Raw genomic sequence first — 22,938 nt, 5'->3', positions numbered from 1 at the left:
CTAATCGGGATCAGCTGAGAGCGCAGATTCCGTATTTCAAGACCGGTGCCTTAAACCACTCGGCCACCCTTCCGGACCTTGAAATTGCTTAGCTTTTCGTCGCGGAACAGAGAACAGATTGTGACTCTGCTACCGCTTTGCTACCCAACATCGTCGGTTCGCTTGTTTATGGCGGCGCGTAGCACGCCGTCAACCGCCGCGGCGGCCTCACCCTGCATATTCGGCATCAGGTGGCTGTAAATATCCATCGTGATCGCGATCGAGGAGTGCCCTAGGCGCTCCTGCACGATCTTGGGATGGATCTTGGCGGCCAGCATGTGGCTGGCGTGGGTGTGGCGCATCTTGTGGAGCGTCATTCCCCATTCTCTGAGGAAGGCAGACATGACGTGGGTAAGGCTTCGCGGCTGCAGTGGGGAGCCGTCCGCTTGGGTAATGACGTGCCAGGTATCATCCGCCCGGACGCCTAGCCGTAGCAGTTCCTGAGCCTGCGCCACGCGCCAGCGGCGCAGCTCCTCGACGGCCATGGCGGGGAGGGCGACCGTGCGGGCACGCCCGCTCTTGGCTTCCTTTTCCCGGATTTCGCCAGCGTCGGTTTGCTCGGTGCTGGCGATCACGGCCAACTGTGCGTTGTCCAGATCGACGGATTTCCAGCGCAGGGCGGTTATCTCTCCGCGGCGGAGCCCGCACAGGGTAGCCAACACAAGCGGGATGAATAGCCGCCGCTCGCGAGCCGCGTCAAAGACCGTCGCCGTCGTCGGCGGGTCGATGGTGGCAACCGCCTTGCGTTCGATCTTCGGCCGGTCCTTCTTCTCCAGAAGGGCTGCAGGATTGCGAGAAATCAGTTTCCAACGCTCGGCCTGACCAAGGGCCGAATAGAGCACCCGGTGCATGTGGTGGACTGTACGGGGCGACAAACCGCCCTTGCCGTCCCGGCGGCCGCTTTCGATCGCCTTCCCATAGGCCTCGCTGATGTCGATCGGCTGGAGCTTGGAAAGGATTTTGGCGCCGAGCAGGGGGGCAAGGTTCTTATTGAGAAGATCGCTATATCGCTCGTGAGTTCGCTTCGAGACGCTTAGGTTTGATGTGTTTCAGCCAGCGGTCGAAGAACTGCGTCAATGTGAGCTTGGATGGCTCGACATAGTCGCCGTTCTTCATTTCTGAGATCAGTCGAGCGCACTCGATCTGAGCCTGTCGCTTTGTACCCTTGAACGAATGCCACTTCCGCCTTCGCTTGCCGGTGGCGGGATCGCGCTGATCAAGGATGATCGCCCAATGACCGGGCGAGCGCTCGCGAATTGAACCTTTCATGACCCGTCGACTCCCGTTGGCCCGCTATAAGTTATTCCCCATCATGCAGCTTGTTAGCTATTTCTCGCAAAAGGTCAGAGGTGATGCTTGCCCGAACGAGTACATCCGGAAATTGCTTTGGTTCATTCGACTCCCCGAAAGAGACGTACTCGTTCTCTATGTTGGGGGTCTCTCCAACCATCCAGCCGATCAGGGCCGTATTGATTTGTCGATTGACAATGAAGACGCTTATTTTCGAGGCGATCTCAGGCCGATCAAGGATCGCTCTCAGCGCATCGATCAACGTGCAACCCTTCTTAAACGGTCCCCGCGCTGCGCCGATCTTGCCGTTTGCGAATATCTTAAGCCGGCCGCCGATATCTGAAAGGTTGTCGGCGACCAGCACTGCCAAGAGCACCCATGCGACCGTTTCAGCCGAAGCATCTGCTCCACTGCCTCGACCTCTTCCGATCGGCTTTTGCAGCAGCTTTAATCTCACAAGGAGCCGCTGCCTCTCGTAGAGTGCAGCCGGCGTGAGGCCCAGTCGCGGTGCGAGCGACGGAAGAAGACTAGTCAGACTGCCCATAACGCACAGAGACTAGCCTGATATTTGGTGAACGTCCATAATTCTATTGCGAACAGAGGACGAACGTGCTTATTTATGGTGAACCACCATAAAACGGTACGACGAATGAAATCTCCAGTTCAGAACGACGCAACCCTTGTCTACACCGTCCCCGAAGCGGGCGCCCTGGTCGGGCTCGCACGGAACGCCAGCTATGAGGCGGTGAAGCGCGGTGAAATACCCGTAATTCGGTTTGGCAAGCTGCTCCGGGTGCCCAAGCTGGCGTGGCACAAGATGCTTGAACAGGCCGGCGCGAAATGAGCTTGCGGGAGACTGCCGACAGTTACCGCACATCGCCGTGATGCTGAACTCGAATTGGCGCGTCATCCGGTGCGCGGACGGACTTCAGTGGATTCTTTCAGCGCCGCGGCTCGCCAGAGAGGGCGCGTGCAAACGATTGGCGCGCAGGTCCTACAGCCGCAAGAGCCGCCGGTTCGATGGGCCCACAATGTTCCCGCGTGCCGCGGATCAGGGCGTCACGGGTCCGGCACCCGGCATCTGCGCCGCGCAGGTGGGCGTCGCATGACCTTCTCCAGTTTCGGTCAAAGACTTCCACCCCTGAAGTTTGAAGGAGATCCACCATGAGCGTGATCGATCTACGGCGCCAATTCCAGGACCGGGCCGACGAGGCAGAGGCAATCCGTCAGAAGGGCTTCCGCGAGTTGGCAATCGACGCCGCGATCGTGCGACTACTTGAGCGCCTGGAGCGCAAGGGCTACTCGGCGCACGAAATCGTTGATCGATTTCAAGGAATGGCGAACGAGCTGGGCGAACTCGCGCGTGTGGGCTGCGAGTCGGCGTAGCTCAACAAAAAAGCGCCAGCGGAGTTGAGGGGCCCCGCCGGCGCAAATTCGAGAGAGTAAACCCGTGCAAAGGAAAACCCTCAGTGCCTAAGCGTATGCCCAAGAACGGGCTGAAATTCAAGAGTGACGAGAATCTCGATCAAAACGCTCTAATTGCCTGTGGTCGTCTCGCGGACGCGCGCAAGTGGTTTCAATACCGTGGTTGGAAGACGCTGCCTAAAGATGATCGACTCCAGCCGATCCTCAAGTGGGGCGCGGATCACGCCTACCTGGCATGCCCGTCCAACCCGCCACGCTCCGTACGCCGATGGTGCCGGAAATGGGTGCCGTGGCTCACCGCCACTGAGCTAGGCCAGATTATCGCCTACACCAACACTTCGAACAAGCGATGGGCCCACGACCAGTGCGCAACCGTCCTCGGGATAACCGTTCGCGACCGCCACAAGCTCGGCCTGCGTTTCATCGGCGCCAATGATGACCCGAATTATGAAGTCAGGTTGGGCATCAAGCGCGCCAAGGCTGCCGAGCGCTCCCGAAGACACCGGGCCAAGAACAGCACATGCGCTAAGCGTGGCCGTCCGAAGTCGGAGGGTCCAAAGCCGTGGGAAGTAATCGGGATCAGCAGACGCACTTACTATCGCCAGAGGAAGCGTGAGAATGGCACTAAAAATGCGTCACGTGACATAAATAACAATAGAAAGCGTTACGGAATTTCAGTGCCACTCGGTAACCCTGCAGCTTTCGAGGGACGCCAAGAGGCGTCGGCCTTCGGCCTAAGCGTCGCCCTCACGGGCAACGCTCTCTTAGGCCGGAGCAAGCTGAGAGTTCGAATTTTCGACGAAAGGAAGGAAGCAAGCGAAGGTCGGCCACGCCAGATTGCCGAAGAGGGCATATGACTCGCCTTCACCCGCTGTGCGACATCGTCGATCGAGTCTTAGGCTCCACCACCGCACCACCTCCCAGCAGGGCATGCGCACCGCAAGCTACTGAGCGGGTTGTCCAGCACCTGCCGTGCATTGATGGCGACCACCGCGCCGTTGGGGAGAGACGCACCAGCAGCCCCGTAATCAATAGCAACTTGCCGCGCAGGATCGCCACCGGTGCGCACTGTGCCGTTGCCCGCCGTTCTCGCTGCCGAGATCGACGACGCACGCCACGGGCCGCCTACGGCCCAGCAATCGGGCGAATTCGCGCAGATTTTCATAGGGACCGGTATGGAGGGATACGCATCGCGGCGCGCGACGCGCGCGGCATTTCTGCATATTCCAGGTTTTGAAAATTCCACTTTTCTTTTCAAGCCGAGGTCCCTAAATGTACGGCCCGCGCCACAGGAATAAGTTCCCATATCGCCCCAAGGGGTTGCGGCGGGCGATCCTCATCGTCCTTGAGCGGTGCGACCGGTTGAACGCGTCGGAAATAGCGGGGTGTGCCTATTCCCACGGTCGGCCGATGGCTAGACCGGGGTGGCGCACACCGACCGATGCTGAGGTCGTCTCGGTGCGCCGAGCGCTTCGGCATCTGGTGGCGAGCGGCAAGGTTGTGAAATCCGGCCGATATCGGCGCAGCGCTTATCAGCGTCACCGCGATACGTTCTCCCTGGCCACGCAGGAGCGGCAATGACCGACGAGGAGATCAACGCCCAGACTGCGCACCTCGAAGGGGTGATCGCCTTCCTTCGCTCGCAGCTCTCCCGCTCGACACCGCCGGCGCCGGCTGCGGCTCGCAAGCCCATCGCAGCCCGTAGGTGGGAGTTAGCCACTCGGGCATTCAGGAGGTTTCCGTTCGAGAGCCACACGGTTCGGCGCGTCTGTAGCGCTCATCAATATGCCAAAGAGTCACAAGCAAAGTTGGTCAATCAACAAACCTATTGCGAGGACGTCCATGCAGACGCCGCCAGTTGATCCCAATGTCGCCGATATTGCGCCCTCTGGTAGCGCGTTGACCTCTTACGACAAGGAGCACCTCGTTACGTACCTGCGCCTGCTTGATGCGCATGCGGAAGGTGCGGACTGGCGCGAACTCGCACGAGTGGTGCTGCATCTCGATCCGGAACACGAATTTGATCGGGTCCGGAAGGCGTTCGACAGTCATCTATCGCGCGCCAAATGGATGACGGAGCACGGTTATCGTCACCTGCTACGTCGTGGCGCGTCGGCTTAAAGCGACGCGGCTAATTCGCCCGGCGCCATAGGAAGAGCACCAGGCAGTCTATGCCTCGCTTGGCATGTCGCCTACTGGCCCTCATGGCCATGCCGAGCGGGCCAGATGATGTCTGCCTTGGGGAGCAAAGCAGAAGTGCCTCTAAAGCCAAACGATATCGCCTTTTGACCCGAAAGAGACATTGCGCGCGAGGGCCGGCCGTGCCGTCCCGGCGCGAGCGGTTTATGCCGGCAGGGAAGGCCGTGGGCCGCCTCAATCGGGCTTGGATCGCTTTGATTTGGCGTTTCGGCTTCTCGGCATCGGGATCTTTGGCGCCGTGGCCCGGCGAAGCAGACTGTGCCCCGCAACGTGTGTTTCAAAACCGGCTGCTGGCCCCCGCTCCCGAAGGGGAGTAAACTGTCCTTTACCCACCCGGAGGCATACATGGCCAGGGAGCACGTAGAGCGACGGCTCACGGCCATCCTCGCCGCCGATGTCGCTGGCTACAGCAGGCTGACCGGCATGGACGAGGAGGGCACACACATTCAGTTGAAGGAACATCGGCGTATCCTTGTTGATCCCAAGATCAGCGAACATCGCGGGCACGTGTTCAAGAACACCGGCGATGGGATGCTGGCTGAGTTCAGCAGCGTAGTGGATGCGATGCATTGTGCCGTTGAGGTTCAGCGCGGAATGTCCGAGCGCAACACCGGTGTGCCGCAGGAAAGACGGATCGAGTTTCGCATTGGCATCAATGTTGGCGACGTCATAATCGACAGCGGTGACATTTTTGGTGATGGTGTGAACGTCGCGGCGCGTCTGGAGGGCTTTGCTGAGCCGGGTGGCATCTGCGTATCGGGTCGCGTGAAGGAGTACGCACAAGGCCAGCTCGACCTTGCCTTCGAGGACGCGGGTGAGCAGCAGCTCAAGAATATCGCGCGGCCGGTCTGGGTCTATCGAGTGCGGCTCGAAGGGGCCGCGAAAGCGGCGGCGCTTACCGTTTCCCATAAGGCGTCGATCGCCGTCTTGCCCTTCAATAACATGAGCGGCGATCCGGAACAGGAATACTTCGCCGACGGCATTGTGGAAGAAATCATCACGGCCTTATCGCGCTTCCGTGGGCTGTTCGTGATCGCGCGCAATTCGAGCTTCATCTACAAGGGCCGGGCCGTGGACGTGAAGCAGGTCGGTCGCGAGCTGGGCGTAGGCTACGTGCTCGAAGGTAGCGTGCGCAAGGTGGGGAACCGGGTGCGCATCACGGCGCAGCTCATCGATGCGTCGACCGGGGCGCATCTGTGGGCGGATTGCTTCGAGGGAGCGCTCGACGACATCTTCGATCTGCAGGATCGAGCTACTGTGAACGTCGTGGGCGCCATCGCGCCGCAGTTGGAGTGGGCCGAGATCGAGCGTGCTAAGCACAAGACGACCGGGAGCCTCGATGCCTACGACCACTATCTGCGCGGAATAGCGAGCCATCATCGGGCAACCAGGGGGTTTAACAGGGAGGCTAATGAGGAGGCGTTGCGTCTATTCTACAGCGCCATCGAACTCGACCCCGAATTTTCCTCAGCTTATGGCATGGCTGCGTCGTGCTATTGCCCGCGCAAGCAGAATGGCTGGATGGGAAATAGCGTGCAAGAGATCGCGGAAGCCCAGCGCCTCGCTCGTCGTGCGGCGGAGCTGGGCCACTACGATGCGACCGCGCTCTGCAGGTCCGGCTATGCACTTGCCTACCTGGTCCACGACTTCGACGCGGGTGCCGCGCTAATCGATCGGGCGCTTGCGCTCAATCCGAACTTGGCATCGGCGTGGCGGGCCAGCGGTTGGGTGAAAATCTATCTTGGCGAGCCGGAATTGGCGATCGAACGCTTTACGCGTTTCATCCGCCAGAACCCACGCGATCCGGCCATCTTTGGGACGTACCACGGGATCGCGCTCGCTCATTTCTGCGCAAGCCGCTATGACGATGCGTCATCATGGGCAGAGAAGGCGATTGCACAGGCGCCGAATTTCGCGCCCGCATTTCGTTTGGCTGCTGCATCCCATGCGCTTGGTGGGCGACTGGAGGGAGCGCAGAGGGCCTTGGCCCGCATGCGCGAGCTTGATTCAGCGTATCGGATCTCCGACGTCAAGGATCGGATCCCGTTTCGCCGCCCGGAAGATCTTGCTAGGTATGAAGAGGGGCTGCGAAAAGCGGGACTGCCGGAGTGACTGCACCCGGCGAGCAGGAGTGTTCGTTATTGGCAGTTTGAGGCGTGCCGACGGACACTAGCAATATCTGTGATTGGGGTAGACGGGAAGTCGTCGATCGAGGTCAAAACGGCGCCTTTGGACCCTGAGCCGACATATGCTGGCGAAATCCGCAGTGCGGCAGCCCCCCTGCTGCTCACTCCCGTTTCATATTGGCCGCCAAAATCACCCAGCTCCACTTCTTGATCTCGTCGGAGATCAGTTTGGCGAAGTCGGCGGGCGACCCGCCAAGAGCCGTGCCGCCCAGATCGGCAAGCCGCGCTTGGAGTTTCGGATCGGCGATGCTGACGTTGACCTCCTTGTTCAGTTTTTCGATGATTTCTTCCGGCGCGCGCTTAGGACAGCCAAGGCCGTACCATGAACTTGCCTCGTAACCGGGCAAGGTTTCGCTCAGAGCTGGAATATCCGGCAATATTGGCGAGCGTGCCACCGTCGTTACCGCCAGGGCGCGGAAATTGCCGGCCCTGATATATTCGATCGATGAGAGTAACGGACCAAAATAGACCTGCGCTTCGCCGGTGAAGAGAGCAGGAAATACCTGCGCACCCCGATAAGGCACGTGAAAGAGATCGACGCCGGCCATCGTTTTGAACATTTCGCCGGCCAAGTGGGTCGTAGATCCGGTCCCGGCTGACGCCATATTGACCTTGCCGGGATTAGCCTTCGCGTAGGCGATGAACTCCGCGACTGTCTTGGCGGGAACCGATGGGTGGACCTCCATGACCAACGGCACACGAACGATACCTGCGATCGGCGCGATATCGCGGATGAGGTCGAAGTTAAGCTTGAGCATGGTCGCATTGATCGCATTTGTTGCGGTGACCAACAGCAGCGTGTAGCCGTCCGGGGACGCCCGCACGACCGCCTCGGTTGCGATGTTGCCGGTAGCGCCACTGCGGTTCTCGATAATAACTGACTGTCCAAGTCGCTCCGACAGCGATCGACCGATCAATCGCGCGACAATGTCAGGTGCACCGCCGGCGCCAAAGCCTTCGAGCAGGTGCACCGGTCGCGTCGGGTAGCTCTGCGCGCTAGCGGAGCGGGATAATACCGGAAGCGTGGCAGCGGCCGCTGCCAGATGCAGGAATTGACGGCGAGGAACCTTCATGGCGGACCTCCACAAACTGCTGGCATGCGGAGAACCTGCGGGGTCGCACGGGAGCCCGCACACGCGAATGTCGGTTTACTTTCGATGCGCGCCTGCCGACGGCATGAGCGCTGCGGCTAAGTAAAAGGGACTTCGGCATGTGTCCCGCTCGGCAGCTCACAATCAGGGTACATCAGTTGCGCGACCGGCGGAAGGCAAGAATTAAGAGCCATGTTGTACCGCACGAGTCAGCAAATGGCACCTTTCGGAAGTGGTGATCCCGATGCGTGATGTCAGCAGTTGGGGGACGACCGGAAGTGGTCAGCGGTGGGACGAACCGACGCGATTGACCCGATTGAGACATCAGCCACCTCCCGCCGACCGCGGCTGACGCTATCCCCGAACCCCGTTCAGTGCGATAATTTGAATTGGGGCTAATCCTGATCCGAGAGACGGCCATGCGGCGGCGGCAATTTGTTAAATTCATTGGCGGCGTGGCACTTGCTTGGCCGCTCAATGCCGGAGCACAGCCGGCAGGCAAGTTATACCGTATTGGTTATTTCAACGCGGGCGCCGCAGCTGCGCAGGGTGGCGCCGGAATGGAACGAGCTTTCGTTGAAGCCCTCCGTGAGTTGGGCTGGATGGAAGGGAAGAATATTGCCTTCGAGTACCGATTCGCAGAAGGTCATTCGGATCGGCTACCCGGCATGGCCACAGAGTTGGTGCACCTCAAGGTCGATGTCATCGTTGCAAACGGAACATTGGCGTCACTCGCCGCCAAGCAAGCCACCTCGACGATCCCCATTGTCACGGCGCCTGCTGGCGATCCACTCAGGAGCGGGCTTGTTCCGAGTTTGGCGCAACCAGGCGGGAATGTCACAGGTTTGAGCCTAATGGCTCCGGATTTGGGCGGGAAGCGGTTGGAGCTACTCAAGGAGCTTCTGCCCGACGTCTCCAGAGCGGCCATCCTGTGGAATGCTGCCAATCCCTATGCGGCGGATGTGTTCAGAGAGACGGACCGTGCCGCCCGGACATTGCGAATTACGCTGCAATCGCTTGAGGTGCGCAGTCCCGATGATTTTGATACAGCGTTCGAGGCTGCCAAAGTCCAACGTCCAGAGGGCCTGATTACGGTCGAAGACCCACTCACCGTTGGTTATCGAAAACAGATTGTCGACTTCGCAGCGAGAAATCGCTTGCCTGCCATCCACGGCGTTCGGGAATTTGTGGAGGCTGGAGGCCTCATCGCTTATGGCGCGAGCCTATCGGATTTGTCCCGGCGCGCTGCGACCTACGTAGACAAGATCCTGAAGGGCACCAAGCCTGCGGATCTTCCAGTTCAACAGCCAACCAAGTTCGAGTTTATTGTCAATCCCAGCGCTGCCAAGGCGCTCGGGCTGACCATGCCGCCATCGCTGCTCGCCCGCGCCGACGAGGTGATCGAATGAGGGCGTAGTTTGCTGCGGGGCATGAGTTCAAAGTTGGCCCTTTTGAGACATGCTCACTGGCCCTAACGACGTCAGTTTACAGGGGGACCGGAAGTCATCGACTGAGGGCCAAACCGACGCGATTGACGCATAGACGCCATTCGCCGCAATTCAGCAAACGTGGACTACCAAGCAAAAAGCCCCTGCCTTTTGTCGGCAGAGGCTCTTGCGTGGGTGGCGTGAGGCTGAATAGGAGTAGTCAGGCATCACACCAAGGACCGACTTCCTTTTAATGTAGGTGGCTGATCAAATAGATTCCGGCGCCGACGGGTTGTCCAGGTGGTCTCGCCAATTGGTGAGGATGACTGCGCTTGCGCACGGCTCCCTTGCGCGCATTGTCACCGATCGGCTTGTTGGCTGCCATCGCCCGATCCTTTCAAGAACCAAGATACGCAACGGTTCGGCCGCAGTGCCAGTTCCGCTCAGTTGTATTCCGCAGGAACATTCCATTCGGACGGCCTTTATTAGTTGGGGTACGATGGCTTCTGTTGGACCGGACATGTGGTGGACGGTGGTCAAAGAGGCAGCGACCAACTGGTCGAGCCACAAGGATGCCAGGCAGGGGGCTGCCCTCGCGTACTACTCCGTGTTTTCGCTCGGCCCCATCATTGTGATTGCCATCGCGGTAGCGGGCCTGCTTTTCGGCCATGAAGCGGTCACTTCCCAAGTCATGTCATCGATCAAGGAGATGCTCGGAGAAACGGGGGCCAAGGCCATCGAGGCGATGCTGGCGGGGCCTAGTCGCCCGGCCGCCGGTATCCTGGCCACAGTCCTAGGCCTGGGAGCCTTGCTGTTCGCCGCCATCGGCGTCGTCGTGCAGCTGAAGGACGCGCTCAACGTAGTTTGGGAGGTGGACGAGTCCGAGAAAACCGGGCTTTGGCTCTTCGTCCGCAATTACGTGCTGTCGTTCGCCGCCGTGCTGGCACTCGGCTTTCTCCTTCTGATCTCGCTCGTCGTGAGCGCAGGCCTCGCCGCGGCCGGCAAATACGCCGCCACCTACCTGCCGGAGGGAGCACTTCACGTCGTCAGCATACTGATTTCGTTAAGCGTCGTGATGGTGCTCTTCGCGATGATGTTCAAATGGCTCCCCGACGTGTCCGTTGGCTGGCGCGACGTCTGGCTGGGCGCGTTCCTCACGGCGCTGTTCTTCGAGGTGGGGAAGGCGGCCATCGGCTTCTACATCGGTAAGCAAGGACTCGAATCGACCTATGGCGCGGCAGCCTCGATCGTTGTCGTGCTGATTTGGGTCTACTACACGTCGCAGATCATCCTGATGGGCGCCGAGGTCACCCACAGTTACTCAAAGCACGGCGGCTCCTTGAAACGGCGCGACTTGGGGAAGGGTCCTGGGGAAGGGGACCAGCTATCGCATTCCGACCGGCGTTCGAGGAGCCGCGAATGAGGCACTCGAGCGCAGCCGACGTTCAGCCGAGCGTGTTGTCCGGGCGAGCAGACCTGAAATTCTCTGCGAGCGAGGACGCTCGTCGGATACCACGACCTTACCCAGTCGAAGCTTCAGTGGAGAATGACGATGCCGATTCTTGAAGATATGAAGGAATACGCTGAGCGCACCACCGGCCTCCGACGCCCCGGGAAACCAAAGGCTTCGGAACACGTCCGGGCGAGAAAACCCCATGCCGCCCGCTTTAAAGACGACGGTCTCGTTCCCAATCATCCGCGATGGCCGCTGATCATCTATCGCGGCGCCGTCGATCTCGACAAGCACCATGACCCGGCGGCGGTGATCGAGGACCTGTTCGAAGCTAACGGATGGGGCGACACCTGGCGCGACGGCATCTACGACTACGTGCACTATCACTCCAGGATCCATGAGGTTCTGGGCATCGTGCGCGGCAAGGGCCGCGTTCGCTTCGGCGGCAATAAGGGAAGGATCTTCACGCTGAAAGCTGGCGACGTCGCCGTTCTCCCCGCCGGCACGGGCCATCAGTGTCTTTCAGCGGACGATGAGTTCCTCGTCATCGGGGCCTACCCGCCAACCGGTACTTACGACGAGTGCACGACCGCCGAGGACCGTCCGCGCGCGCTGAAAACTATCCCGAAGGTGCCTGTGCCACGCAAGGATCCAATCTACGGGGCCGGCGGGCCGCTCTCGAAACTCTGGAAGAGAGCGAAATGACTGAATACATCATCCGCTTCCTCGTCGGGGGCGCCGTCGTATCGGCCTTCGCGATGCTGGGAGATCTTCTGCGTCCAAAGAGCTTCGCCGGCCTGTTCGGAGCAGCCCCCTCGGTCGCGCTCGCCACGCTTGGAATCGCGGTGCATCAGCACGGGGCAGACTACGCCGCCCTGCAAACTCAGGCGATGATTGCGGGAGCGATTGCGCTCGCCATCTACAGTGTCATCGTCTGCCATCTCCTTGTCCGCGCGAAGTTGCGAGCGGTGACGGCTACCTCGTTGTCGCTGGTCGTCTGGCTGATCGTCGCCTTCGGGCTGCTAGTCTTCGCCGGAGGTCAGACATGACCCCGATCCGCTTTTCGCCGTCATCTCTCAAGGAAGGACACTGGTACGAATATCTGATCCGCTTCGCGCTTGGCGGTGCCGCGACCGTCTTCACCGGCCTCGTCAGCAGCCGCTATGGAGCATTCGTCGGCGGCCTCTTTCTCGCGCTTCCGGCCATATTCTGCGCGAGCGCGACGCTGATTGAGAAGCATGAAATCCGCCGCAAGCGCGAAGCGGGTCTCGCCGGCGAGCGCCGCGGGCAAATGGCGGCCGCCGTCGACGCCGCTGGCGCCGCGCTCGGCGCGCTGGGCATGCTGGCCTTTGCAGTCGCTTTTTCGATGCTAGTAGTACGCAGCAGCGTACCGGCCGCCTTCATCGGCGCGTCGCTCGCGTGGCTGACTATCGCGGTGGTGGCTTGGTACGCGCGCCGGAAGATGCGATCGGTGCGGACAGTGGAACAGACCAGCGGCTCAACGAATTCGCGAAACCGCTACGACTGATCGGACGACGATGGCGGCATCGAGCCGCGGTCGAAGATTTTGGCTAGACACCTTTGCGCAGCGCCCACGGTTAGGTCTGGCGGTGGCCGCGTTTTGTTCATTCAAGTTCGTGGGTAAGGAAGCGCATGATCTCGTCATGGCCGAGGTCCTCGACCCAGGCTATCAAACGTCCCATATCGGTAGCTCTCACAGCGCGCGACGGCCCAAGCGGCGGCGACGATGGCAGGTCAAGTATGCCTTGTCCTTCGATTCGCCCGTGATCTCATCGGCGTTCCCGCCGTCGGCCGCCGGACGTTCCATTCTACATCGGGAGAACGAAATGGCGGATGGACGAGAACAGTTTGCCACGCTTGGGCACAGTGTGCGATGGAGGTTCTGGGGCGAAATCGCGCGCGACATTCAGGAAGCGCTTTTCGAGACCGCGATGGGGGTCAACAGGGTGCGGCAGGAGTTCGCCTCATCCCGGACCGTGCATTTGGCGAAGCCTGCCTAAAAACGCGAGGAACCGCGGTGCGGGGCGCGTGTTGAATGCCAAACCGCCTAGTTGCCCCCGGCTTGTTCAAGGCTCAGCATGGCCGACGAAACGATCATGACCACCGACATCGCCGCTCACGGCGCCTCCCGCCTCCCGTGGGTTGAGATCGACAGCTTCAACCTCGAACTGAAGGATGAGGAAGGATTCCTCGGGGACCGCGCCAGCAAAGGCGCCTTCCGGGAAACTCTCGAAGAGTGGCGGAAGCCGTTGCGCAAATCTGGCGACGACCCGTTCGGGAAGGAGCTTTCCGAAAACATCAGCAAGAAGGAACTCGACGCCATCCTGGTCGGCGACGACACCGAAGCGTCAGCGGTCGTGCACAGCACCATCGAGGACTTCGCGCAGGAACTCGCCCACGTAACGCGCCGCTTCCTCAAGACCAAGGCTTGGGACAAGACCGAGCGCATCGTAGTGGGCGGCGGCTTTCGCGACAGCCGGCTCGGCGAACTCGCCATCGCGCGCGCCGAAATTGTCCTCAAGGCCGAGAACTTCAAGGTCGAGATGGTGCCGATCCACCGTCACCCGGACGACGCAGGCCTTATCGGCGCGCTACATCTCGCGCCATCCTGGATTTTCGAAGCTCATGACTCCATCCTTGCCGTCGACATCGGAGGCACCAACATCCGCTGCGGCGTCGTGGAAACGCGTCGCAAGAAGGCGCCGGACCTCTCCAGGGCCTGCGTGTGGAAGTTCGAGCTATGGCGTCATGCCGACGACGAGCCGACCCGTGAGAACGCCGTCAAGCGCCTCGTCAAGATGCTCAAGGATCTGATCGCGAAGGCGGAAGACGAGGGATTCAAGCTCGCGCCGTTCATCGGCGTCGCATGCCCAGGCGTCATCGAGAGCGACGGCACGATCAGAAAGGGCGCGCAGAACCTGCCGGGCAACTGGGAGAGTAGCAAGTTCAATCTGCCGGCAAGTCTCGTCGAAGCGATCCCCCGGATCGGCGAGCACGACACGGCCGTCATCATGCACAATGATGGCCTCGTGCAGGGGCTCTCCGAGGTCCCATTCATGCAGGACGTGAAGCGTTGGGGCGTACTGACTATCGGCACCGGTCTGGGCAACGCCCGCTTCACCAACCGCAACGGCAAGCGCGAACGCTGAGGCTATCGGTCGGTGGCGAGATTCTGCACGATCTCGTCTGAAGCGCTCGCTTCCTAGGGCGATTTTTGCAATAGCCGATGGATAGCCAGCTCCTTCCCGAAAGTCGGCAGTATAAACGCCGCCGAAGATGCGAAAGCGTATCAATCAAGATTGTGGGTAGGCTATCGCGCCTCAGTAAGCCATTCCTAACCTCCGCCTTGGTGCTTACTTGCCGACTTCGAATATTCTGCTTCCTACTTGAGGAACATTTATGTTTCCTCGGGTCAGCCATCATGCGGGAAGAACTTAGAGCTTCGCCGGCAGTTAACTGGAACAGACAACGGTGTTTGCTGGTTCTACTAAACGGCGAGCGCGCTCAGCAAATTCGACGCAAGGTGGAAGCCGCGTGAAGAATCTGTAGATGAAGGGGTATTTTATACTTTTCTACTTCGTCATCGCCGCGAGCTTGCGAAGCCGCAAGTGAGGAGCCTCCGAGTTCCGGGCCTGCAGCTAGGCGCCTCGGCAAAGCCCGCTGCGAATAACGAAAGGAGCAACTCTGACCTGTTGAAACGGTGACCTGTTTGAAACGGATGGCAACTTCAGAAGCAAGTGCAGCACAGCAAAGGTCATCTTCCAGGGACGTCTTGGCAGATGCCATCAAGTGCCGTCACGCGATTCTGTTCGTTGGCAGGCGTCTCGATGGCTGTGAGGTTGCCTTCTTAGCAAAGCCTCGTCGATCAGCTGCTGAAAGAGCTCGACCTCAGTCCCGACGTAATCGATGGAATGAACGACGGTTATCAGATGCTGGCTGAATTTTATCGCCTGGAGCAAGGCGAAATGGATCCTTTACGAAGTTGGCTGGATCGAAACTGGAAGGTCGCTGCGGATCGCGTCGCCGAGTCGAAGCTTCATAAACTCATCGTCGAGCTCGATTTTTCGACCATTTACACCACCAACCATGACCGCAATCTCGAAACGGCGTTCGAAGTTCACAAGAAGCATGACGCAAAGCGAACGCGAAGCAGATGGCGGGTGCTGCGGATGGCGTGACGCATATCGTCAAGTATCATGACGACTTCGAAGACGATGCGTCGCTGGGTCTTACCGAGACCGATTTTCTCAATCGATTGTCCTTCGACCCTCTTGGATATCAAGTTTCGCGCGGACGCCTTGGCTCGCACCATCCTGTTCATCGGATAGAGCATGTCCGATCCCAACATCCGGCTGCTTCTGCACGGCATTTGGCAGACCTGCGAAAGATCAGGCCACCGGGATCATCGCCCGCGCTCGTTTGTGTTCATGCCTTCATCGAACGCCGTGCAACAGGCCATGCTCGCACGCTGGGAATTACGCTGCTGACGCCCGAGTGCAGAGGTGCGCAGATGATGCGCTAACGGCCTTCCTCGCAGATCTCCGAGCAAGAATCCATCCTTCTTGACGGCGTTAGCCTGGGCACCACCATCACCCGCTCACTGCTGTCGAACGTAGTATCGTGCCGCTGTTTGCAAGGGTCTCGGTCTTCTGGGCCTTATGCCCCGCATTCAGTCCCTCCGGCACAGAGCCGTCGGACACCTATCCTGACCACCGGCTTCTGCCACTGCAGCTAACGCCAGAACAACGCGAGCAGCAGGATGACGGGAAGGGGAATGCCCAAGAGCCACAGCAGGGCGCCTCTGCCAAACGTCATTGTCAACTCCTGTTATAGGTCCCTCTTAGAATTCTAACGGAGAAGAGCATCGGCAGTTCCTGAAAGGGAACAGAAGTTTGAACGCCGCGTTGGGCACCGAATACTGTTGAACTGGAGGAGTTCATCATGGCCCCGCGTACAGTGCCTAACGCCTTTTTCGGCTGGACCTGGTCGGCCGTTCTGGCTGGAGTATTTGCTTCATTGGTTGTCCAAGTCCTACTGACCATGCTGGGATTCGGCATCGGTCTGCTCGCGATTGATGTCCCGACCGCTCAGTCCGCGCCTGCAGGTGCCAGCTGGGCCGCCTTCGTGTGGTGGGCTGTATCGGGCGTCATCGCCGCCTTTATCGGCGGCGCGGTCGCGGCGGCCAATTCGCCCGATCAAACCGGCCTCGGGCGAGTAGGACAGGCCTTGGCCGCTTGGTCGGTTGCGACAGTGGTCGTCGTAGCGGCAGCGGCGCTGATCCCGACGTCCACCACCAGTGTCGCCAGCAACCTGGTCGGCCCGTCATACGCGGCCAGCGCCCGCGTTGCGGCCTTGTCGGGGGTTCCGAATCGCGAAACTGTCGGCTCCGCCGTCCGATCTCCGACGCAATCGCAAATCGAAGAGGCACGCAAACACTTTGCGTATGTGATGTTTGCAAGCTTCTGCGCGCTGCTGCTCGGCGCGGGTGCTGCGTACGCTGCCGGAATGGCGACCACAAGTCAGGCCGTCAAGGAAGCGGCACGACCTGTTGCCTAGGGAATTGGGCCGCGGCATTTCGTTAACCGGTACGGTCATTCCATCTCGCATGGCCGGGCTGGTGCCAATCTTCGCTCTTTTGCGCGGTATGCCGCCGCCCGAATAAAACGGCTCAGTTGGCTAAGTGCATAGCTTCCGCTAGAGCTTATATGCGTCGCCGGTCTCAAGAGTTAGACGGGCCGGTTCGCAGCACACGACGCCTTTGTCTCCCATCCAAAACGTCGCGCCGGTCGGACCGTACTGAGCACGAACCAGACAAGGATTAGCCCCAATAGGGGATGGCAGGACGGGCGATCATGAGCCAGAAGATGATAAGTATGGCGGCGAATGCGGGAAAATCGAAGGCGAACCAGCAACGGAAAAGACGCGTATGCTCGTAGGATAGCGATGAGTTTGACTCGACGGCGCGGATGGCAAGATCCCGCATGCGCATCTGCATCCAGACCACCGGCAACCAGAAAGCGCCAGTCACAGTATAGAGCAGAATGGAAGCTGCGATCCATTCATCCCCGAGAGAATAGCCGCTCAACCATGCGAGCCAGACCCCCGTAATTGTGCTGGCTGGTTCCGGTGACGCAGACTGCGGATCAACTCCTCCATGTAGGGCAAAACCTCCAGGAGCGCGGTCAAGACCAGCATCGTTACGACGTAAGTTACAGGTAGCGGTTGCTGCTTCAGCGTGAATGAGAAATCCGGCATGCCAAAACCGAACAATGCAGCGAAAGCCGGCCAGTGCAGCGCGATAACCAGCAGCAAACCCGTCAGGGGAAGCATTTCGAGAACGCTATGGATGTGCTGTTCGGCCGGCGCGATCTCGCGCATTGCCGACGCGTAGCGAACATCCCAAATGGCGGTCGCTTCATGAAGTATTAGAAACACGATCATAACCAGAATCACGCCCGATGTAATTTCAAGGAAAAGCGCGGCCAGCACCGGAAGAGCCATTTCGCCGAACTGAAGAAGGTGCAGGACCGATTCCCTCCATCCGCTTGTCTTTTCGATATGGCCGGCGCGATGACATAGATAATCGGCAAAGCCGGCGGCCAGCCAAAGCGGCAGCACGAAATACATCAACATTCCCCGCAGGACCTCGTCGGGCCCCATGTCAAACCTCCTTTGAAACGTATCTGTACGGATAAATCAGCAGCCGCCACAAACGTTCCTCTGGCGGAACTCATTTGGAGTTCGCCAGAAGTAGGCGGCGGTCATCTCCGCGGGCTCTCGCCCTGCGGGACCGCCTCGAATCCATACCAGGTGATCGCTCGGGCAACATTAGGTCGCGAGCAGTGGTTCTCGCCGTGGTCGAATTGAAATTCGTAACCGTTGGTTTCGGCCCTCTTGACGGGCACCGTAACCAGGTCGTTTCGACGGCCGCGCTCGCTGCATTGGCGAAAGCGGAAGGAAACGCGCTATGCAACCTACGAGTACAAGCAGCCATTGGTCCCACGCTGAAGAACCCCAAATCGTCTAACGCCAGGTTGGAAAGTTGGCCTTGACCGAGCAATCGATGTTTTGCGAGCTTGGCCGTCGACTCGCCGCGGGAGCCTTGATCTCGCGGCAGGTTCGCCTAAACCGGAAGCTCTAACGCGACAAAAGACGCATCAGATCGAAACACGATTGCTTTGCCATTTGTCTAGGAACCGTTTCGACCGCACAACTTTATCATCCAGGGCGCTTGCGGTGTAAGGTGTGCGAGGCCGTATGTTTTCCGGCTACATATTCGATGTGGAAGGCACGCTAGTCGACTGTGTGCGCCAGAATTTGCTGAGCCAGCAGGAATCGTTGGCCAATTTTGGCGCAACGGTACCCTATGAAATTTTGCAACTCTATTCTGGATTGGACGGCGACGAGACGCTTCAGCTCATTGCGCCCGCTATGAGCGCTGAAGAGCGCAAAAGAGTGCTTGAAGCCAAGGAGAAAATTTACGACGGCAAATATCTGGCAATGGCAAAGCCCTTCGCGGGCGTGCGTGATGTACTTGAGGCGATAGCCAAGGCTGGCGGACGAATTGCGCTGGCTACGGATTGCAAAGGTCCAGAACTCAAACATTACCGATCGCTTCTGGATGTCGACGACCTCATCTCCTGTGTGGCGTGTGGGGACGATGTCGAGCATGGCAAGCCAGACCCTCGGCTGGTGGAGTTGGCGGTTCTAAGGTTAGGTATCTCGGTCAAGCAGGCTATCATGATTGGCGATACTCCATATGATGCCGAGGCCGCGAGGTCAGCCGGTGTGGCAGCCGCCGGTCTCCTTACTGGCGGATTCGCCAAGGAAGCGCTGCTGGAGGCTGGATGCTCCATCGTTGCAGACGATCTCCCCGAGCTTCTAACGAGTCTGGAAAGTATGCGCGATGAAGGTTCTTTGGACGGCTCTGGAAGCCCGGTTTGCCTTCCATAGAGCAGGCATCCGATGATTTACTGTTTCGCGGCATCGCGTGGCTCGCGTTGGTAAGGTCGGCGGCGCATCCATGCCGCGCGCCTGTGCGAGAGGCCCCGTCCGCCGGTCACGTTTTTATTGCGGGCGTGGCGGTGGAATGGCCGGCTTACCGGGCGCGTGCCTAGCAGCGTCGGCTCGTTCCGAGAGGTGTACCGCCGCTGCTCCTTCAATCTAGGTGAGGCGATTGAGACTACCGAACGGATTGAGGTTCCCAGGTTCGCTGTCCAGCTTGTCGTCACCGCGTTGTTCCGCCCTGATGCTTACCTCAGCCAGCGGGCCGATGGCAGGAGCATTGAGCGGCGTTCCATCGATCGCGAAGTGAGATCCGTGGCAGGGGCAATCCCAGCACGTCTCGAAGGAATTCCAGTGCAGGTGGCAGCCCACATGCGTACAGGCTGCGGAGCGGGCGTACAGCGCGCCGGAAGGGTCACGATAGGCTGCGATCTTGCTTGTACCCTGCCGGATGATGGCGCCGTGTCCGGCTTTCAGGTCGCTGACATCGGTCAGTTCGCCCGGCGCGAGGTACTCAGCGAAGTTCTTCACGGCGGTTACATTCTCCCTCAGGAAGTTGCCGATCGCGGCGGGCGTCTTGCGCGAGGGCTCATACACGTCGGCCCATTTGGTTTCCCGCCCCAGGATCAGTGCTGAGTTGATCATGGCGCCCACCACGCCGTGCGTCATGCCTTGGCCAGAATCGCCGGCATGTACGTAGATTTTGTTGCTTCCCGGATTTCTGCCGATGAAGCCAGCGTAATCGATGGTGTCGAGGACCTGTCCCGACCACCGGTGGGTGACATCTTGCGCGGCTGGAATGAGATTGCGCGTCCAGGCTTCAAGGGCCTGAAAGCGGACCTCGGCGTCATCGGCTTCGCCGCTCTTGTGGTCGCCACCCCCGACGATGAGGAAATCGGCTCGATCATCACCGGGCTGCAGCCGTACGTAGTGGTAGGGATCCAGCGTGTCCCAATACAGCGCATCCGGGATAGCTCCCTTCCTGATCGAAAACGCCATCGCGTAGGTGCGATAGGGAGCCATTTTGGTATGCAGGGCGAATCGATCGACGATCGGGGCATTTGTAGCCACGACCGCAGCTTGGACAGTTACTGTACCGCCGCTGGCCGTCACAACAACCTTGCCGTCGTGCTCCTCGATCCGTTCGACGACTGTGTCACAGTGGAAGCTGCCACCCTTTGTCTCGACGGCCGCGACAAGACCCCTGAGATATTTCAGAGGATGAAACGTGCCCTGGCGCGGATAGCGCAGTACGTGCTGCTGCGCGCAATGGGCGAGGGGAACGCCGACCAGCCTATGGACGGGCGCGCCGACCTGGCGGACCGCATCCAATTCATCCTCGATGATCTTCGCATCGGTGTCGCGCGCCTGAAACAGAAAACCGTCCAGGCGCCGGAAATCGCAGTCGATGGATTCCCGCTGCTGGATTTCCTCGATGCGATCCACCGCTGCGGCCTGACTCTCATAGAAGAGGCGGGATGTGTCCTCCCCCCGCAGGCCGATCATCGCGGACGTCAGATCATCGCAGAGCGGCGCCAGATGCGCTGTGGTGCGCGCCGTTATGCCACCCGCGATCTTCGCACGATCGAGCACGATGACGCGCGAACCTCGGAGGGCAAGTTCATAGGCCGTGGAAATGCCGGCAATACCCGCGCCAATGATTGCAACATCGCATTCCTTGCTGCCCTGGAGTCGTGTCGCGTTTGGGGCAACCGCAATGTCCATCCAAAGCGATTGGCTACGCCGATCGATGAAAGGAACCATCCTAAAAACCCGATCCAGTCGACAATGACCATGAATATCAAAACGGCCGATCGGGTGGTCTGGTTCCTATTAGTTCCGCCGTCATCGGGCCCGGCCCGTCATCTCGCTCAAGCGTCTGGCATCGGCCGGCGCCGCGCTTTTCTGGTCGTTGTCGAGATAGACAAACACGTCGCAGCCTTGCCGCTTCCAGGACCTGACGCGGCGAGCCCATTCCGAAGGGTTCGCGGACGACACTGGGTCCCGTGGGGCCATCGTAACGGGCGCTGGAATCGCGTTGGAGCTTGCCAAGTGCAGCGTCCAGAACAATTTCAATCTGTTGATCGCAGCGGATGAGCCTCAGATCGAAGCCGCGGGCCAGCATACGGGGTTTTGAGCAGGCATGCCCCTATACGAAAGGCGGGCATTTCTGCCCGCCCTGGAGTCGCAGTTAACCGTCGGATTTAGGCCTCCAGAACCGCCACGATCTCGTAGGTGTTCGGATCCACGATCACGATCTGCTCCTTGACGAGGATGTACTTGTACCTGCGCCATTCCGGATAGATCGTCACCACTCGCTCCGGCAGCGTGTGGAAGGTCACGTCGCGCGGCACCTTAGTGCCGACCGAAATCGAGAAATTCACGTTCGTCACCGGCTCAACGCGGGTCTCCTTGATCGCGCTGGTGATCTGGGTGCGCTGCTCGGTCGAGAGCTTCCCCGCGGCACCAGCCTGGCCCGTCGTGGTCGTGTCTTGGCCCGCGGCTCCGCCCTGCGTCTGAGTCTGCATGCGGTCTTCCTTGCCCTGGGCCTTCTGGTCCTTCTGAGGCGTAGTCTGCTCGCGGCCTTGTGTCGTGCTCTGATCACGCTGCTGTGTCGTGCTCTGATCACGGCCTTGGTCACGTGGGGTGCCCTGGCCGGTCGTCTTCTCACGATCACCCTTTTGTTCGGCCTTCATGCCGCCTCGGTCCTCCTTGCCCTCGGCTTTCATGCCCTTGTCTTCGCGGCCTTCCGCCTTCATGTCCTTGCCGCCCTTGTCTTCCGTGCGCTGGCTCTTTTCAGCGCCCATCGACTTCTGCTCGGACTTCATGTCGGACTTTTGTTCTGTCGCGCCACCCTGCTGGGCTGCGGCGCCGCCCGACGGCGATTCACGGCCCATCCCGGTACCCTGCGCATTGGCGAAACCGGTACCAGCGATCAGAGCCGCCGCGGCGACCGAGATCAAAAAACCTTTAGTCATAGAATCCTCTCCTCACAGATTGCATTGCCCTCGGCGATTAACGAAAAGGAGATTATGACGTTCCTTGGGTGCGTCCCTATGCTCGAAATCCCTCTCTCATGTTGAAACAAAAGTTCCAGCGTTGGCTTATCTCTCCAGTCTGGCGCACATGCGAAATGGAGAGAGTCCATGTCGATCAGTACGATCATCCTGATTATTTTGGTGATTGCCTTGTTGGGTGGCTTTAGTGGCATTGGCGGCGGCCCATTTTATGGGACCGGCTACTACGGCGGCGGTGGACTGGGCCTCGTAATTGTTATCCTGCTGATTTTGATTCTGCTTGGCAGAATCTGAATCGTTTCGGGCAAGCTGTTGCATTACCGGCACGGACAGGTTTTGTCCGGGTTAGCACCATCGAGGACCGCTGCGGTCGTTCCTGGCGCATATTTTTGTCCGACTGCCAAATCCGGTCGCAGCAAAAACCGCCTCGCAGGGGGGCAAGGCGGTTTAAGGACACCGAGCGAGTTTGCGTTTGTTCTAAACCGTGAGGTTCAGGGCAATGTCGAAAACCAATCATCAACGTCCTTGCGGGCTTGATCCTTGGCGTAGCCGTAGCGCTTTTGCAGCCGACCTTCGAGCTCATCGCGCCGGCCGTTGATAGCGGTCAGGTCATCGTCCGTCAGTTTGGCCCAGTTCTGTTTGACCTTGCCCTTGACCTCGGTCCAATTCCCTTCGATTCGGTTCCAGTCCATGATGGATCCTCCGGCTTACGTGAATCCGCAACGCTTAGAGCAGCGTCTCGTTCCTACTCGTCGCAGCCGCGGAGCGGCGTGCGATCGGGAAATG

Annotated in this window: 27 protein-coding genes; 17 read left to right on the top strand and 10 right to left on the bottom strand. The window is 59.6% G+C overall.

Going from position 1 to position 22,938, the window contains the following annotated elements:
* Positions 1-140: 140 nt before the first annotated feature.
* The 3 genes from V1290_RS01350 to V1290_RS01340 all read right to left on the bottom strand — a co-directional run bounded on the left by V1290_RS01350 (position 141) and on the right by V1290_RS01340 (position 1,786).
* Positions 141-890, bottom strand: coding sequence for a tyrosine-type recombinase/integrase (locus V1290_RS01350; RefSeq protein ID WP_334362628.1), 750 nt, complete (start codon positions 888-890; stop codon positions 141-143).
* Between the two features lie 151 nt (positions 891-1,041).
* Positions 1,042-1,308, bottom strand: coding sequence for an Arm DNA-binding domain-containing protein (locus V1290_RS01345; protein WP_334362627.1), 267 nt, complete (start codon positions 1,306-1,308; stop codon positions 1,042-1,044).
* A 31-nt stretch (positions 1,309-1,339) separates the two neighbouring features.
* On the bottom strand, positions 1,340-1,786 hold the full coding sequence (locus V1290_RS01340; RefSeq protein WP_334362626.1) for a hypothetical protein: 447 nt from the start codon (positions 1,784-1,786) through the stop codon (positions 1,340-1,342).
* A gap of 192 nt (positions 1,787-1,978) precedes the next feature.
* Between V1290_RS01340 and V1290_RS01335 the strand changes: the two genes are divergently transcribed.
* The 5 genes from V1290_RS01335 (at position 1,979) to V1290_RS01315 (ending at position 7,065) form a co-directional block, all read left to right on the top strand.
* Positions 1,979-2,173 (top strand): DNA-binding protein, encoded by a 195-nt coding sequence (locus V1290_RS01335; RefSeq protein WP_334362625.1) that lies wholly within the window; start codon positions 1,979-1,981, stop codon positions 2,171-2,173.
* Between the two features lie 320 nt (positions 2,174-2,493).
* Positions 2,494-2,715, top strand: coding sequence for a hypothetical protein (locus V1290_RS01330; protein WP_334362624.1), 222 nt, complete (start codon positions 2,494-2,496; stop codon positions 2,713-2,715).
* 83 nt (positions 2,716-2,798) lie between these two features.
* Positions 2,799-3,611, top strand: coding sequence for a hypothetical protein (locus V1290_RS01325; protein WP_334362623.1), 813 nt, complete (start codon positions 2,799-2,801; stop codon positions 3,609-3,611).
* A 985-nt stretch (positions 3,612-4,596) separates the two neighbouring features.
* Positions 4,597-4,875: a DNA -binding domain-containing protein gene (locus V1290_RS01320; RefSeq protein WP_334362622.1), complete on the top strand. Its 279-nt coding sequence runs from the start codon at positions 4,597-4,599 to the stop codon at positions 4,873-4,875.
* Positions 4,876-5,298: 423 nt separating this feature from the next.
* The gene (locus V1290_RS01315; RefSeq protein ID WP_334362621.1) at positions 5,299-7,065 is read left to right on the top strand and encodes an adenylate/guanylate cyclase domain-containing protein; all 1,767 of its coding nucleotides are present in this window, start codon (positions 5,299-5,301) and stop codon (positions 7,063-7,065) included.
* A 175-nt stretch (positions 7,066-7,240) separates the two neighbouring features.
* Here the strand turns inward: V1290_RS01315 and V1290_RS01310 are convergent, their stop codons facing one another.
* Complete coding sequence (locus tag V1290_RS01310; RefSeq protein WP_442894956.1) at positions 7,241-8,212, bottom strand: Bug family tripartite tricarboxylate transporter substrate binding protein; 972 nt, start codon at positions 8,210-8,212, stop codon at positions 7,241-7,243.
* A gap of 437 nt (positions 8,213-8,649) precedes the next feature.
* Here V1290_RS01310 and V1290_RS01305 point away from each other — a divergent pair, with 437 nt between their 5' ends.
* The 10 genes from V1290_RS01305 (at position 8,650) to V1290_RS01260 (ending at position 16,687) form a co-directional block, all read left to right on the top strand.
* On the top strand, positions 8,650-9,639 hold the full coding sequence (locus V1290_RS01305) for an ABC transporter substrate-binding protein (RefSeq protein ID WP_334362619.1): 990 nt from the start codon (positions 8,650-8,652) through the stop codon (positions 9,637-9,639).
* A 538-nt stretch (positions 9,640-10,177) separates the two neighbouring features.
* Entirely contained in the window at positions 10,178-11,080 is a 903-nt protein-coding gene (locus V1290_RS01300; protein ID WP_334362618.1) for a YihY/virulence factor BrkB family protein, read from the top strand.
* 129 nt (positions 11,081-11,209) lie between these two features.
* Positions 11,210-11,815: a cupin domain-containing protein gene (locus V1290_RS01295; protein WP_334368903.1), complete on the top strand. Its 606-nt coding sequence runs from the start codon at positions 11,210-11,212 to the stop codon at positions 11,813-11,815.
* Positions 11,812-12,159 carry a DUF3147 family protein gene (locus tag V1290_RS01290; RefSeq protein ID WP_334362617.1) on the top strand — a complete coding sequence of 116 codons (348 nt, stop codon included), beginning with the start codon at positions 11,812-11,814 and terminating at the stop codon, positions 12,157-12,159. The genes V1290_RS01295 and V1290_RS01290 overlap by 4 nt, the downstream gene beginning before the upstream one ends.
* Positions 12,156-12,638 carry a DUF3147 family protein gene (locus V1290_RS01285; RefSeq protein ID WP_334362616.1) on the top strand — a complete coding sequence of 161 codons (483 nt, stop codon included), beginning with the start codon at positions 12,156-12,158 and terminating at the stop codon, positions 12,636-12,638. Before V1290_RS01290 ends, V1290_RS01285 begins: the two co-directional genes overlap by 4 nt.
* A 136-nt stretch (positions 12,639-12,774) precedes the next feature.
* A complete protein-coding gene (locus V1290_RS01280; RefSeq protein WP_334362615.1) occupies positions 12,775-13,131 on the top strand; it encodes a hypothetical protein in 357 nt (118 codons plus the stop codon).
* A 78-nt stretch (positions 13,132-13,209) separates the two neighbouring features.
* Positions 13,210-14,280 (top strand): ROK family protein, encoded by a 1,071-nt coding sequence (locus V1290_RS01275; protein WP_334362614.1) that lies wholly within the window; start codon positions 13,210-13,212, stop codon positions 14,278-14,280.
* 816 nt (positions 14,281-15,096) lie between these two features.
* Entirely contained in the window at positions 15,097-15,309 is a 213-nt protein-coding gene (locus tag V1290_RS01270; protein WP_334362613.1) for a hypothetical protein, read from the top strand.
* Positions 15,285-15,653, top strand: a complete 369-nt coding sequence (locus tag V1290_RS01265) for a hypothetical protein (RefSeq protein ID WP_334362611.1) — start codon at positions 15,285-15,287, stop codon at positions 15,651-15,653. The genes V1290_RS01270 and V1290_RS01265 overlap by 25 nt, the downstream gene beginning before the upstream one ends.
* 419 nt (positions 15,654-16,072) lie before the next feature.
* Positions 16,073-16,687, top strand: a complete 615-nt coding sequence (locus tag V1290_RS01260) for a hypothetical protein (protein ID WP_334362610.1) — start codon at positions 16,073-16,075, stop codon at positions 16,685-16,687.
* Positions 16,688-16,949: 262 nt separating this feature from the next.
* Here the strand turns inward: V1290_RS01260 and V1290_RS01255 are convergent, their stop codons facing one another.
* Together V1290_RS01255 and V1290_RS01250 are read right to left on the bottom strand one after the other, a co-directional pair.
* A complete protein-coding gene (locus tag V1290_RS01255) occupies positions 16,950-17,216 on the bottom strand; it encodes a DUF2269 family protein (RefSeq protein WP_334362609.1) in 267 nt (88 codons plus the stop codon).
* Complete coding sequence (locus V1290_RS01250; protein WP_334362608.1) at positions 17,213-17,791, bottom strand: diguanylate cyclase; 579 nt, start codon at positions 17,789-17,791, stop codon at positions 17,213-17,215. The genes V1290_RS01255 and V1290_RS01250 overlap by 4 nt, the downstream gene beginning before the upstream one ends.
* Before the next feature lie 597 nt (positions 17,792-18,388).
* On the opposite strand from V1290_RS01250, the gene V1290_RS01245 reads away from it, so the two are divergent.
* Positions 18,389-19,084 carry an HAD family hydrolase gene (locus tag V1290_RS01245; protein ID WP_334362607.1) on the top strand — a complete coding sequence of 232 codons (696 nt, stop codon included), beginning with the start codon at positions 18,389-18,391 and terminating at the stop codon, positions 19,082-19,084.
* Between the two features lie 210 nt (positions 19,085-19,294).
* Here V1290_RS01245 and V1290_RS01240 read toward each other — a convergent pair whose 3' ends face one another.
* From V1290_RS01240 to V1290_RS01230, 3 genes are all read right to left on the bottom strand, one after another.
* Positions 19,295-20,899, bottom strand: coding sequence for an FAD-dependent oxidoreductase (locus tag V1290_RS01240; protein ID WP_334362606.1), 1,605 nt, complete (start codon positions 20,897-20,899; stop codon positions 19,295-19,297).
* 81 nt (positions 20,900-20,980) lie between these two features.
* Positions 20,981-21,151 carry a DUF72 domain-containing protein gene (locus V1290_RS01235; RefSeq protein ID WP_442895042.1) on the bottom strand — a complete coding sequence of 57 codons (171 nt, stop codon included), beginning with the start codon at positions 21,149-21,151 and terminating at the stop codon, positions 20,981-20,983.
* A 188-nt stretch (positions 21,152-21,339) separates the two neighbouring features.
* Positions 21,340-22,113: a DUF1236 domain-containing protein gene (locus tag V1290_RS01230; RefSeq protein ID WP_334362604.1), complete on the bottom strand. Its 774-nt coding sequence runs from the start codon at positions 22,111-22,113 to the stop codon at positions 21,340-21,342.
* Between the two features lie 168 nt (positions 22,114-22,281).
* Between V1290_RS01230 and V1290_RS01225 the strand changes: the two genes are divergently transcribed.
* Positions 22,282-22,446: a DUF3309 family protein gene (locus tag V1290_RS01225; RefSeq protein ID WP_108522349.1), complete on the top strand. Its 165-nt coding sequence runs from the start codon at positions 22,282-22,284 to the stop codon at positions 22,444-22,446.
* A gap of 197 nt (positions 22,447-22,643) precedes the next feature.
* Here the strand turns inward: V1290_RS01225 and V1290_RS01220 are convergent, their stop codons facing one another.
* The gene (locus tag V1290_RS01220; RefSeq protein WP_334362603.1) at positions 22,644-22,844 is read right to left on the bottom strand and encodes a CsbD family protein; all 201 of its coding nucleotides are present in this window, start codon (positions 22,842-22,844) and stop codon (positions 22,644-22,646) included.
* Between the last annotated feature and the right edge of the window lie 94 nt (positions 22,845-22,938).

The organism is Bradyrhizobium sp. AZCC 1578 (assembly GCF_036924675.1).
In the GTDB taxonomy this organism is placed as follows: domain Bacteria; phylum Pseudomonadota; class Alphaproteobacteria; order Rhizobiales; family Xanthobacteraceae; genus Bradyrhizobium.
This window is presented reverse-complemented; position numbering and strand designations above follow the sequence as displayed.